Consider the following 12,893-nt stretch of genomic DNA (forward strand, 5'->3'; position numbering starts at 1 on the left):
CCGACCGATGGTGGTCGAGCGTCTAGCGCCCGGTCAGCTCGGTGAACTTCTCGGCGAAGGGGCCCGGACCCGCCGTCTTGACGATGTCGAAGTCGACCGAGGAACCATCGACGAAGGTGATCAGCATCTTGCCCGCCAGCTTGCCCTGGTCGACCTCGATCGATTTCACCTGATCGAGCGGGATCGACGCGTTGAGACCCTTGGGGCGACCCGACAGGGCGCTGTGGCCAAACACCAGCAGCCGCTGGGCCGACAGGCCGAGCACCGCCTTGCCGGCGGGGATGTCGAGGGTGATGCCTTCGCCAGACTTCTGATCTGAGTCCTTGATGCGCTTGCTCGCCAGCGCCTCGCCGGCGATCGCCCCGACGGCCCCTCCGATGGCACCGAAGGCAACCTGGCGGCGGATGGCGCCCGGGGGCTGGCCGAATGTGGCGGCCAGCACTTCCTCACCCGGAAGCAGGTCCTGGGTGCAATGCTTGTTGATCTTCTTCGCGAAGTCGATCATCGCCATGTGAATCTTTCCCCTGTCTCGCGCTCTGCGTCGGCCCGATCCACAATTGTCGCACGCACGATCGAGGCCGACGGTTATCGATCGGCCCACAAGTAGTCACCTGAAGCCTTACCGGTTGCCGCCGAGTTGGTCGCCGTAGACCCTTTGACGGCATGATGGCCGATGGCTCGTCGACTTCTAGAGGGTGACTCTCGCAAATGGAATTCCAGGATCTGATCTTCGACCGGCGCAGCATCCGGGGGTACAAGCCCGATCCGGTGCCGCGCCAGCTGCTGGCAGAGATCATCGAAGTGGCGGCGCAGAGCCCATCGTCGATGAACACCCAGCCCTGGTACGTACACGTCGTCACCGGCGACGTGCTCGACCAGATTCGGCGTGGCAACACCGAGCAGATGCTCGCAACGGGCAAACCCGATCGCGAGATCCGAGGCCACGGCCGCTATGAGGGCGTGCACCGCGATCGCCAGAAGCGTGTAGCCGCCCAGCTGTTCGAGGCGGCTGGCATCGGGTGGGAGAACAAGGAGCAACGCACCGACTGGACAATGCGCGGCTTCCGCCAATTCGACGCTCCGGTGTCGGTCATCGGATGTATCGATCGCGAGCTCGAAGACTCGACCGAGGCCTACTTCGATCTCGGGCAGTTCGTGCACGCGATGGTGTTGGCAGCCTGGGATCGAGGTGTGGGCTCGGTGATCAACGGCCAGGGAATCATGCAGTCTTCTGTGGTGCGTGCCCACGCCCAGATTCCCGACGACCAACTGATCGTCATCACTGTCGCGATGGGGTTCCCCGCCGAGGGTTTCGCGGCCAACGACGTGGTCTCCGAGCGTCGCTCCGTCGACGAGATTGCGTCGTTCCTGGGTTTCGACGACTGACCAGTCGCCCTGAAATTGCACACTCGCTTACGGATCCCACCAGGGTCCTGACCTAGCGTCGGTCGAACCGACGCCCGCCAAGGAGTTCTCATGGACATCATTCTCACCGGAACCGGGTCGCCGCTGCCCGACCCCAACAGGGCCGGGCCCTCGACGCTGGTCAAGGCCGGCGACACCCAGATCCTGGTCGACGCGGGCAGGGGCACCGTCATGCGCCTAGCGGGCGCTGGCACGTTGCCCGGCTTCTTGTCGGCGGTGCTGATCACGCACCTGCACAGCGACCATGTGTGTGCGTTGAACGACGTCATCACGACGCACTGGATAATGACCCAGGGCAACGTTGCCCTGCCCATCTATGGCCCGGTGGGCACGGCCGAGTTCGTCGAGCGCCAAGTGCATGCACTCGAAGCCGACATCAGCTATCGCATCGCACACCACGAAGCGCTGACCGTGGGCCCTCAGGTCGCGGTGACCGAGCTCGAACCCGGCGATTCGTTTGTGGTTGGCGACGTGTCGGTGACCACCGCAGCAACCGAACACGCCCCCGTTCGACCCACGATCGGCTTCCGGCTCGAGCATCAGGGCAGCACCGCAGCGCTGGTGGGCGACACCCTGCCCTGCGCCGGAGTCGACGAGCTTGCGAACGGCGCAGATGTCTATGTGCAGACGGTAATCAGGCGCGACATCGTCGAGAAGTTCCGCAACGCGATGATGCTCGACATCCTCGACTATCACTCCGGCGTGGTCGACGCAGCCGAAACCGCCGCCAGGGTCGGTGCCAAGCGCCTGGCGATGACCCACCTGGTGCCCGCGCCCACGCCCGAGCAATATCCCGAGTGGGTTGCAAGAGCGGCCGAGCACTATGACGGCCAGATCATCATCGGCGACGACCTGACGACCATCGAGGTCTGAATCGATGGCCGAGTTCAAGGGCACCATCGGTCGCACGCTCGCCGACAGCACTCCACACTTCGAAGAGCCGCCGCATCCGGGTGAACAGGCCCCCAACGTCGTCATCGTCTTGTTGGACGACACCGGCTTTGCCCAGTTCGGCTGCTATGGCTCCGACATCGATACCCCGAACGTCGATGCTCTGGCCGCCAACGGGGTGCAGTTCACCAACTTCCATGTGACGCCGCTGTGTTCGCCCACCAGGGCCGCACTGTTGACCGGTCGTTCGCAGCACGCCGTGGGCATGCGCGGCGTGTCGAACTGGCGCACAGGGTTTCCTCACCAGCTGGGCCACATCTCGAACTCGGCGGCAACCGTTGCAGAGGTGTTGAAGAGCCACGGCTACGCCACGTTCTGCACCGGCAAGTGGCACCTGGCCCCAACCGAGGACACCTCGGCGGCCGGGCCGTTCGACCAGTGGCCGCTGGCGCGTGGGTTCGATCGCTTCTATGGCTTCCTCGAGGGCGAGACCGACCAATTTCACCCCGAACTGGTCCGTGACAACACCCATATCGATGCACCGGCGACGCCCGAAGAGGGCTACCACCTGTCCGAAGACCTGGTCGATCAGCTGCTGCAGATGATCAACGACAGCAAGGGAGTCAGGCCAGACCGACCGTTCTTCGCCTACCTGCCGTTTGGCGCGACCCACGCGCCGCATCAAGCGCCACAGGCCTATCTGGACAAGTACCGCGGCCGCTACGACGAGGGCTGGGATGTCGTTCGCCAGCGCTGGTACCAGCGCCAGATCGACCTAGGAGTCATACCCCAGCACGCGGTGTTGGCGCCCCGTAACCCCGGTGTCGTTGCTTGGGACGAGCTTCCAGAGAATCAGAAGCGTCTGGCGTGCAGGCTGCAGGAAGCATTCGCCGCCTTCCTCGACCACACCGACGATCAGATCGGCCGACTGGTCGACGGACTCGCGCAGATGGGCGAGCTCGACAACACGATCCTGGTGGTCTTGGCCGACAACGGCGCTTCCCAAGAGGGCGGTCCGTTCGGGGTGATGCACGAGATGAAGTTCTTCAACGGCATCCTCGAATCTCCAGACGAGGCCATCGAGCGCATCGACGAAATCGGCGGGCCGAACAGCCACACCAACTATCCGTGGGGCTGGGCCCAGGCCGGCAACTCACCGTTTCGCTGGTACAAGCAGAACACCCACGAGGGTGGTGTGCACGTGCCGATGATCATGCACTGGCCGGCCCGACTGGGTGGTGGCAACGCCGGCACCAAGCGGTCTCAGTTCGTCAACGTCTCCGACATCGCTCCGACCATCTACGAGCTGTTGGGCGTCACCCCACCAGAGGTCTATCGGGGTATCGAACAGATGCCCGTGACGGGCCATTCGTTCGCCACCCTGCTCGACGACGGCGACGCGCCCGCGGCCAACCGGCTGCAGTACTTCGAGAACGCCGGCAGCCGGGCCGTCATCGCCGAACTCGATGGTGTGTGGTGGAAGGCGGTGACCAAGCACAAGCAGGGCGACGACTTCGACACCGAACCCTGGGAGTTGTACGACCTCGACGCCGACCCGTCCGAATGCACCAACCTGGCCGATGGCAACCCCGAGCGACTCGCCCAGCTGGTCGACCTGTGGTGGGCCGAGGCCGAACGCCACGGGGTGTTGCCGCTGGACGACCGCACGCTGGCGCTGTTCGCCTCTCGCCTCAGCGACCAGTCGCCCCACCGCACCGACCGCCGCTATGTCTACCGACCGCCGATGTCGCCGATACCGGCACAACCCTCGGCAACGCTGGGAGGCCGGGCGTTCGACCTCCCGGCGCAGACCACCTGTCGCCCGGGCGACGAGGGGGTGTTGTGGGCCACCGGCAACCAGAACTCTGGCTGTTCGGTGTTCGTCCAGAACGGTCGCCTGGTGGTCGACTACAACGCATTCAACGATCACACCATCGTCGAGTCAGAGATCGAGGTACCCGTGGGCGACAGCGAGGTGGCAGTTCACCTCGAGCGAGACGGACGCAAGACCGGTTGGGTCGAGGTGTCGATTGACGGCACACCTTGTGGCCGAGCGCCCATCGGGTTCTACATGCGCATGGTTTCGTCGGTCGGTTCCAGCGTGGGAATGGACCACGGGTCGGCGGTGTCTGCCCGGTATTCAGCACCGTTCGCCTTCACCGGCACGTTGCACGAGGTCGCCATTCAACTGCCGGCGCGCAGCAGTCGCTCTACCGACTCGGCTGCCGCCGCCAGCGAAATGGCCCGTCAGTGAGGCTCAATCTCGGCGCGACTCTGCTGTGTGTTTCACAGCGGCAAGTGTCGCCTGAATAGCGCCCAGAGTTTGTTCGGCTCGTTCGAGAAAGGCCTCGTGGCTACGCTCGACCCACGCCGGCGGCTTGTTGACGACCCACCACTTCTCGGTAAGCCGCGTTCCCGTGTCGGTCGGCGCCATCTCGTAAGACCACCAGGTGCGGTTGTTTTCTACGCCGCCTGCCACGAAGGTGAAGTCGCGGCCGGGCTCGGCCCTGGCCACCTGGACTTCGCGGGTCCACTCGAAGTCGCCGGCGCGGTTGGTCCCGTCGAACCAGTCGCCGGCCTTGCCGGTCGCGCCGTCTCGCCAGGCTCCGCCGGTCGACTCGGGGCTCCACTCGCCCATACGGGCGAGGTCAGAAACCAACCCGTAGACGGCTTCGGGTGAGGCATCGATGTCGATCGAGGCTTCCTGGTATGCGATTGCGTCTGCGGGCTTGTCCACGCCTGTGACCCCCTGGTTGCGATTTCGCCGAACGCTAGCGCCCAATGCGAATCTGGGGTCGGATCTTGCCCACCAGTGACCCGTTTCCGACCCCAGATCGCCGGTGGCGGTGGCGGTGGTGGTGGGGGACCGGGGGTGGCGGTGGCGGACCGGGGCCGGCGTTGCGCTAGGTCGAGGTGAGAGCGGCCAGCGAGTCGCTCAACGCGGCGCGGCGCCCCTCATCGCCGAGGCTCGACAGCAGATCCCAGCTCTCGAACGACGTCAGCGCTGCAATGGCGGCGGCGCGTCGGGTGGCACGCGCTCGACCCAAACGGTCGAGTTCTGGGGCGAATTGCTGGGCCACCTGATCTGTGAACGTGGATCGCAGTCGCTCGAGTGACTCGGCCAGGTCGGGCACCTCGGGGGAATGGCGTCTGATGAGGCGCGCCATGGGAGCGCTGGCCTGGTGGAAGCGGTCGCGGGCGGCGACAAATGCGCCTATGCGGTGCTCGAGCGACCCCTCGCCGATGTCGGGAATTGCGATCAGGCCGTCGAAACGCTGGAAATAGCGGCCGATCGCCTCTTGGCGCAGGTCGTCGAGGGTGGCGAAGTACCGGAACAACGACGCCTGCGACACTCCAGCCCGCTCGGCGACGGCCCCGGCACTGGGCGGGCCCGACCCTTCCAGCACCAGATCGATCAGGGCGTCGATTGCGGCCAGGCGGCCGCGTTGGCGCCTCAGCCGCCGACCGTCGGCCCTTTGCTCTGCATCGGTCATCGACATATATTGATAGTCGCACTCTCACAAGAGAAGCGAATCATCGTGCCAGCCCGACACCACATCAGGAGCTCGACGTGAACTACTGCCTCGACGAGGACCCCGCCGGCTGGCCGTCATGAGTGTCGCCCGCATCGAGCAAACCAAGACCGTCCCAGGCCAGCCCGCCGATGCCTGGGCGGTGCTTGCGGCATTTGGGCAGATCTCGGCATGGGTTCCGATGATCCAGCATTCGTGCCTGCTGTCCGACCAGCCCGACGGGGTCGGGGCGGTGCGCCGCGTACAGATCGCCCGCCAGACCCTCGTCGAACGCGTGGTGGTGTGGGATCCGCCCAGCCGTTTGGCCTACGACATCGAGGGTCTGCCGCCCATCGTGGGCAAGGCCCGCAACACATGGACACTGTCGCCCGGGCCCGGGGTGACAGACGTGGTGTTGGCAACCGAGATCGATACCGGGCGCAACCCGGCCCGGGCCGTGGTGGCCAAGAAGGTGCTGGAACGAATGGCGATGGCCTCACAGTTCATGCTGGCCGGCCTGGCCGAGGCCGTCGCCGGCGAACAACAGCGCGAGGATCGATCATGAGCGACCGAGACGACAACCGCCCCGACGTCATCATCATCATGACCGACGAGGAGCGGGCGGCGCCGCCCTATGAGAACGACGAGCTCACCCAGTGGCGTCGATCGCTGGCGGGTGCCGCCTGGTTCGACGACAACGCGGTGTCGTTCGTCCGTCACTACACCGGATCGCTCGCGTGTGTGCCGAGCCGCCCGACTCTCTTCACCGGCCAATACCCCGACCTGCACGGCGTCACCCAGACCGATGGGCTCGGGAAGATGGCCGACGACTCGCGCATGCGGTGGATGCGGCCTCACGAGGTGCCCACCCTCGGAAACTGGTTTCGCGCCGCGGGCTACGACACGCACTATGACGGCAAGTGGCACATAAGTCACGCCGACCTGTACGACAACAGCGGCCCAGATCACCAGCACAATCAGCCGTTGGCGACCAACACGGCCGAGGGCGAGGTGCTGTCCGACAACGTTCAGCGATATCTCGACGCTGACCCGCTCGCCGACTTCGGGTTCTCGGGCTGGGTGGGCCCCGAGCCCCACGGCGGGCTGTTCGCCAACAGTGGCCTGGTCCGCGACCCCCTGATCGCCGACCGCGTGGTCGCATGGCTGGAAGACCGCTATGCCAGGCGTCGGGCCGGCGACCCCGCTGCGCAACGACCGTTCTTGCTGGTGGCCAGCTTCGTGAACCCCCACGACATAGTGCTGTTCCCGATGTGGATGCGGCGCGGCATGCCGTCCGCGCTCGACGGCATTCGCGTGCCCTCCGTGCCCATGGCTCCGTCGGCGTTCGAAGACCTGCGCACGAAACCGGCAGCCCACGTCGCCTATCGAGCCGCCTACCCATCGTGTTACGGCCCGGCGGCCGCCATCGAGCCGGTTTACCAGAAGAACCACCAGCGCTATCGCGACCTCTACTACCAACTGCACGCGGCCGTCGACGGCCCCCTCGACCGGGTCAGGCGAGCGGTTACCGACGGCACCACCGGCGACGCAGTGCTGGTGCGCACCGCCGACCATGGCGAACTGTTGGGCTCGCACGGCGGGCTGCACCAGAAGTGGTTCCAGCTCTACGACGAGTCGACACGAGTCCCGTTCGCCATCGCTCGTGTCGGCCGGGGCGCCACCGCGGCCCGTCGAGTCGAGACCCCGACCTCGCACGTCGACTTGGTGCCGACCCTTCTGGCCGCAGCATCCATCGACGAAGTCGCCGTGGGTGAAGCGCTGCGTACCGAGTTCTCCGAGGTGCACCGCCTGCCGGGTGTCAACCTGATGCCCGTGGTCGACGGGGCTCAGGCCGACCCCACCCGTGTCGTATACGTGATGACCCGCGACAACATGCCAGAGGGCGACACCGGCGCCAGCGGAGTAGCGCGTGCAAACGGTCGCGAGGCCGACGCTCCGGGAATGCTGCGCATCAATGTGCCCGCACACGTGGCGACCAACTTCGAGGGCATTGTGTGCCGGGTCGACGAGGGTGAAGGCGTGGGCCACCTGTGGAAGCTGGTGCGCACCTTCGACGACCCTTCGGCTTGGACCGAACCGGGTGTCAGGCAGCTGGCCAGCGACGGCATGGGCGGACCTACGTGGCGCACCAACGTGCTGCCAGACCAGTGGGAGCTCTACGACCTCACCGCCGATCCGGTCGAGATGGTGAACCGCGCCGACGATCCTGGGGTTGCGGCAGTGATGGAGCTGATGCTCGACCGCCTGAAGGCCGAGCGGGCCCGTTCGGTGCCCGAGCGCAACAACCCATGGCCCTACGTCGTCAGCAAGCTGACCAACGTCGCCAAGGTGCCCGTTCTGCCACCTGCCAACATCGTCAAGCAGCAGATCCGCGACAGGGTGCGCCAGCGGGTTCAGCAGCGTTTGCAGGCCCGCCGAAGCGGTCCTTCGAGCCGACCGCCCGCACCGGCAAAGGTGGTTCGTAAGGCGCTTCAGCGCGCAGGGCTGCATCCCGACGATTCAGAGCCTGCCCAGTTCGACCTGTCTGGTCGGCGGGCGCTGGTCATCGCCACCAACCACGGCCAGCTCGACGTGGGCCGACCAACCGGAGTGTTCGCCAGTGAGCTCACGGTGCCGTACTACGCGTTCGTCGACGCGGGCATGACCGTCGAAGTAGCCAGCCCGTTGGGCGGCGTGATTCCTGTCGACCCGCAGTCGTTGAAGCCCGCGATTCGCGCCGAAGCCGACGACCGGCTGCTGGGCGACCCAACGCTGCGCTCACAGCTGAACGAGTCGGCCGCGATTGGCGACCTGAACATGGACGATTACGACATCGTCTATCTGGCCGGCGGTTGGGGAGCGGCCTTCGACCTGGGAACGTCCGAGGTGCTCGGTCAACAGATCTCGGCTGCCAATCGGGCCGGAGCAGTTCTGGGCGGCGTGTGCCACGGCCCGCTTGGCTTGGTTCGTGCCACCAACCCCGAAGGCACACCCCTGGTCGCAGGCCGTCGCATCACATCGGTCACCGACAAGCAGGTGCGAGAGCTGGGCATCTCGTCCACGCCACAGCACCCCGAGACCGAGCTGCGCGCAGTCGGTGCCCGGTTCGAGTCGTCGACAGCCCGGCGCGATGTGTTGGCAAATCATTGGGTCGTCGACGGAAACATCGTCACCGGCCAGAACCAGAACGCTGCACCAATGGTCGCTCGCCTGATGATGCAGCAGCTGGTTGACGATCAGCCCTGAGGGTGGTCGCGGCCCCAAACCGGCGGCCCTGGCGATCTGGGGTGCGATTGGGCCCGCATGTGGCACAGAAACGACCCCAGATTCGGGAAAGGGAGGTCGGCTCGGGGCTTCGAATGGGTTGCCCGTGCGGCGACTGAATAGTGTTGCCTGATGGCCCACGACCTCATCATTCGCAATGGCACCATCGTCGACGGCACGGGTGCACAGCCCTACGTGGCCGATGTGGCCATAGATGGCGAACGGATCAGCCGCATCGGTGATCTGGCCGGCGAGGTGGCCAGCGTCGAGATAGACGCGACCCGTCTGGTCGTGTCGCCCGGGTTCATCGATCTGCACACTCACCTCGACGCGCAGGTCGGCTGGGATCCGTTGATGACGTCGTCGTCGTGGCACGGCGTCACGACCGTGCTGATGGGCAACTGTGGCGTGACGTTTGCTCCGGTGGCTCCCCAGAACCGCGAGTTCCTCGCAGAGATGATGGAGAGCGTCGAGGACGTCCCTCGCGACGCAATTCTCGACGGGCTGCCCTGGGACTGGAGTACATACCCCGAATACCTCGACGCGGTCGAGCGCATGCGCCCGGCCTTGAACGTGGTCGGCATGGTCGGACACTGCGCGGTGCGCTATCACGTGATGGGCGAGCGGGCGTTGTCTGACGAGGTGCCAACGCCCGACGAGCTCGACCTGATGCGAGCGACGGTCGAGGAATCGGTTGCTGGTGGGGCCGTCGGGTTCTCGACCTCGCGCATCTTGTTGCACGTCGTGCCCGACGGTCGCTACGTGCCAGGCACATTGGCGCCAATCGACGAGTACCTGGCCATCGCCGAGGGCATGAACGCCGCCGGCGGGGGTCTGTTCCAGGCGGTCAACGACTTCGGCACCAAGTTCGATCACGAGATCACACTGCTAAGTGAGATGGCGGCTGCATGTGGCAACGTCTTGTTGTCGGGCGGGGCTGGCAACGCAACCGGCTCCAGCAGCGGGGTCGATCGGTTCGGTCGGTTCCTCGACGAGGTCAACGCCAGCCGCGGGCGGGTCACCATGGCCAGCCAGACCCGCCCCAGCGGCACGCTGTGTGGCCTCGCGCAGGTGTCTCCCGTGAAGGGAAAGCGCTGGAAGGCCGTCATGGACCTTCCGACCCTCGACCAGCGCGTCGCTGCACTGCGCGACCCCGCCACTCGTGCCGGTCTGGTGCAGGAGGGGCTCGAGAAGGGCATGTGGTACGACCCCAACCACATCTACCCCCGGGGCACCGGCGAGTCGCCCGACTACAGCGAAACCAACGGTCGCTCCATCGCACAACATGCCGCCGAACTGGGTGTGCATCCCGTCGAGTTCGTGATCGACCGCCTGATCGCCAGCGAGGGTCGTGAGCTGTTCAACACCTGGTTCTTCAACCGCAACGTCGATGGGCTGGCCCAGGTTCTGGCGTTTGATCACGTCTATCCGGGCCTGGCCGACACCGGAGCCCATGCGGGTCAGATATGCGACGCCGACATGAGCACCCACTACCTGGCCTACTGGCAGCGCCAGCGCAACCTGACCACTCTGCCCGACGCGGTCAGGCGCATCACGTCCCAGCCGGCTGGCGTACTGGGCCTCGTCGATCGGGGCACGGTGACCGAGGGCAGCTTCGCCGACCTCAACGTGTTCGATCTGCAGGCTCTGGCGCCCGAGCACCCCGTTTACGTGAACGACTTCCCGGGTGGTGCCGGCCGGCTGAAGATCGGCAGTCGCGGTTATGCCGCCACCATCGTCAACGGCAAGGTGGTGACCCAACAGGGCACAAACACTGGCGCCCGCCCGGGCAGGGTGCTTCGCGAGTTCGCGCGCAGCTAGCGGCCGGTCAGGCCGGCGTGGGCCGGTCGAACGCCCCGCGATAGCCGGCCAGGCCCTGAGCCCCGCCCGTGTGCAGGAACACGACGTCGCCGTGACTGTCGAACCAGCCCTGGCGCACCAGGTCGATCAGACCCGCGGCCCCCTTACCGGTGTACACAGGGTCCAGCAAGATCCCCTCGGTGCGGGCGAACAGCTCGATCGCTTCGATCGTCGAGGCGGCCGGAAACCCGTAGCCGGCGCCTATGTAGTCGCAGTTGGCCTCGACCCGGTCGCGATCGACGGCCCCGGCGATGCCGAGGAGGTCAGCGGTCCGGACCGCCAGATCGAAGACCTTCTGCTCTTGGGTCTCGCGAGGAGCCCGAACACCAATACCCAGAACCCGAACCTGGCTTTGTATGCCGGCCAACGCGGCGACGAGACCGGCCTGGGTTCCGGTGCTGCCGGTGGCATGCACCAGATGCGAGATGTCCACGCCAGCTGCGTCGGCTTGGGCGGTCAGCTCCAGCGCACAGTCGACATAACCCAGCGCCCCCACCGGGTTCGAGCCACCGCCGGGAATCACATACGGGATCCGTCCGTCGGATGTGAGGCGATCGGCCAGCTCGCGCATCTGGCTGTCCATATCGGTGCCGCCGGGGAAGCGGGTGATGTGCGCCCCGAAGAGCTCGTTGAGCATAACGTTGCCGTTCGACGTGTATTCGGTGTCGGTCATCGCCGTGCGGTCTTCGAGCAGCAGGTGGCAGTCGAGGCCCTGCCTGGCGGCGATGGCCGCTGTCTGACGGCAGTGGTTCGACTGGGTTGCGCCCTGGGTGATGATCGTGTCGGCACCCTGGGCAAGGGCTTCGGCCATCAAGAACTCGAGCTTGCGGGTCTTGTTGCCACCGCCGGCCAGGCCCGTGCAGTCGTCGCGCTTGATCCACAACCGCGGCCCGCCCAGCAGCTCGCTCAGCCGATGCATCGGCTCGAGGGGTGTGGGCAGGTGAGCGAACCGCAGGCGGGGGAAGGCCGAGAGGTCCATCGGGGTCTCCTCGAGGTGAAGCTGCGTCACTCTACGCGAGCGGTGCCTCTCGGGCAGACATCACACCAGGTCTGCAAACCCGAACTCGACCCCGAAGCGCTCGCACCACACCTGCACGGTCGAAAAGACCGACAGGTCGACCTCGACGGGTATCTCGTAGTTCTGGCTGCCGATGTTTCCCTTCAGCGCTCCGAGGCTGACGAAATCACCATTGGCGGCTCGTAGATACACCTTCAGGTCGGGGCCGTTGCTGGCCTCGAAGTTCTCGAACCGCAGGAACCGCTGCTCGGTTCCGTTGTTCAGCACCAGGGCGTCGCCGACGATGTCATAACGCGACGAACCCGAGAATGCGCCGCTGGCGATGGTCACTATCTGGGGTTCGGCCGGTGCCGTCGTTTCTGTGGGCTGCGCGTCGGCAGGCTCGGCTGGCATGTCTGGCATTGCTTCGGCAACCGACGTCGGCGACGCTTCGGCAGCTGCCATCGCTTCCTGGAATTCATCTGTGGCTGCCACCGCGTCCTGCTGTGCGGGTGTTGCGTCGAATACCGGGCCGGCCTCATCGACCTCGTTGTCGATGAACGCGGCCTGTATTCCGAAGTACCCGAACGCCAACCACCCGATGGCCGCTGCCGCTACAACACCGACCGCAGCGAGGGCGAGCTTGTTTCGAAGAATGCTCATGGGTCGTCAAACCGACCGTGAGACAGCGGGCATTCCAAGGCGTTGGAGAACAAATCCTTAACGTCTTGGCCTGCCGCCGCCCGCATCGCGGTCAGGCCGCACGACGGGCGCCGTTGAGCATGAAGGCGGCAACCCAGACTGCAGCCGCGATGATCGCGACCCACAGCAGCGCCTTGACCACGAAAGACAGCCCGAACAGCAGCGCAACCAATATGGCCAAAACGATCCATCCGGTGGTGCTCATTGATTTTCCTCCTCTGCGCCGGACCGTCCGGCGCTTT

At 65.8% G+C, this 12,893-nt stretch carries 12 protein-coding genes; 6 read left to right on the top strand and 6 right to left on the bottom strand.

What is annotated here, in order from left to right; all coding sequences use genetic code 11:
* Positions 1–22: 22 nt before the first annotated feature.
* Positions 23–505: a hypothetical protein gene (locus tag R2770_01425; protein ID MEZ5279105.1), complete on the bottom strand. Its 483-nt coding sequence runs from the start codon at positions 503–505 to the stop codon at positions 23–25.
* Positions 506–708: 203 nt separating this feature from the next.
* Here R2770_01425 and R2770_01430 point away from each other — a divergent pair, with 203 nt between their 5' ends.
* From R2770_01430 to R2770_01440, 3 genes are all read left to right on the top strand, one after another.
* Positions 709–1,386, top strand: a complete 678-nt coding sequence (locus R2770_01430; protein MEZ5279106.1) for a nitroreductase — start codon at positions 709–711, stop codon at positions 1,384–1,386.
* 90 nt (positions 1,387–1,476) lie between these two features.
* Positions 1,477–2,298: an MBL fold metallo-hydrolase gene (locus tag R2770_01435; protein MEZ5279107.1), complete on the top strand. Its 822-nt coding sequence runs from the start codon at positions 1,477–1,479 to the stop codon at positions 2,296–2,298.
* A 4-nt stretch (positions 2,299–2,302) separates the two neighbouring features.
* Positions 2,303–4,570 carry an arylsulfatase gene (locus tag R2770_01440; GenBank protein MEZ5279108.1) on the top strand — a complete coding sequence of 756 codons (2,268 nt, stop codon included), beginning with the start codon at positions 2,303–2,305 and terminating at the stop codon, positions 4,568–4,570.
* Between the two features lie 3 nt (positions 4,571–4,573).
* Here the strand turns inward: R2770_01440 and R2770_01445 are convergent, their stop codons facing one another.
* Positions 4,574–5,053 (bottom strand): SRPBCC family protein, encoded by a 480-nt coding sequence (locus tag R2770_01445; GenBank protein MEZ5279109.1) that lies wholly within the window; start codon positions 5,051–5,053, stop codon positions 4,574–4,576.
* Between the two features lie 166 nt (positions 5,054–5,219).
* The gene (locus tag R2770_01450) at positions 5,220–5,810 is read right to left on the bottom strand and encodes a TetR/AcrR family transcriptional regulator (protein ID MEZ5279110.1); all 591 of its coding nucleotides are present in this window, start codon (positions 5,808–5,810) and stop codon (positions 5,220–5,222) included.
* Positions 5,811–5,928: 118 nt separating this feature from the next.
* Between R2770_01450 and R2770_01455 the strand changes: the two genes are divergently transcribed.
* The 3 genes from R2770_01455 (at position 5,929) to R2770_01465 (ending at position 10,913) form a co-directional block, all read left to right on the top strand.
* Positions 5,929–6,393 (top strand): SRPBCC family protein, encoded by a 465-nt coding sequence (locus R2770_01455; protein ID MEZ5279111.1) that lies wholly within the window; start codon positions 5,929–5,931, stop codon positions 6,391–6,393.
* Positions 6,390–9,074: a sulfatase-like hydrolase/transferase gene (locus R2770_01460; GenBank protein MEZ5279112.1), complete on the top strand. Its 2,685-nt coding sequence runs from the start codon at positions 6,390–6,392 to the stop codon at positions 9,072–9,074. Before R2770_01455 ends, R2770_01460 begins: the two co-directional genes overlap by 4 nt.
* 150 nt (positions 9,075–9,224) lie before the next feature.
* The gene (locus R2770_01465) at positions 9,225–10,913 is read left to right on the top strand and encodes an amidohydrolase family protein (protein ID MEZ5279113.1); all 1,689 of its coding nucleotides are present in this window, start codon (positions 9,225–9,227) and stop codon (positions 10,911–10,913) included.
* Between the two features lie 7 nt (positions 10,914–10,920).
* Here R2770_01465 and R2770_01470 read toward each other — a convergent pair whose 3' ends face one another.
* The 3 genes from R2770_01470 to R2770_01480 form a co-directional block, all read right to left on the bottom strand.
* Positions 10,921–11,931, bottom strand: coding sequence for a D-cysteine desulfhydrase (locus tag R2770_01470; GenBank protein MEZ5279114.1), 1,011 nt, complete (start codon positions 11,929–11,931; stop codon positions 10,921–10,923).
* 60 nt (positions 11,932–11,991) lie between these two features.
* Positions 11,992–12,612 carry a DM13 domain-containing protein gene (locus tag R2770_01475; protein ID MEZ5279115.1) on the bottom strand — a complete coding sequence of 207 codons (621 nt, stop codon included), beginning with the start codon at positions 12,610–12,612 and terminating at the stop codon, positions 11,992–11,994.
* Positions 12,613–12,703: 91 nt separating this feature from the next.
* Positions 12,704–12,856: a hypothetical protein gene (locus tag R2770_01480; GenBank protein ID MEZ5279116.1), complete on the bottom strand. Its 153-nt coding sequence runs from the start codon at positions 12,854–12,856 to the stop codon at positions 12,704–12,706.
* Positions 12,857–12,893: the final 37 nt, after the last annotated feature.

It is taken from the genome of Acidimicrobiales bacterium (genome assembly GCA_041394185.1).
Classification (GTDB): domain Bacteria; phylum Actinomycetota; class Acidimicrobiia; order Acidimicrobiales; family Poriferisodalaceae; genus JAAETH01.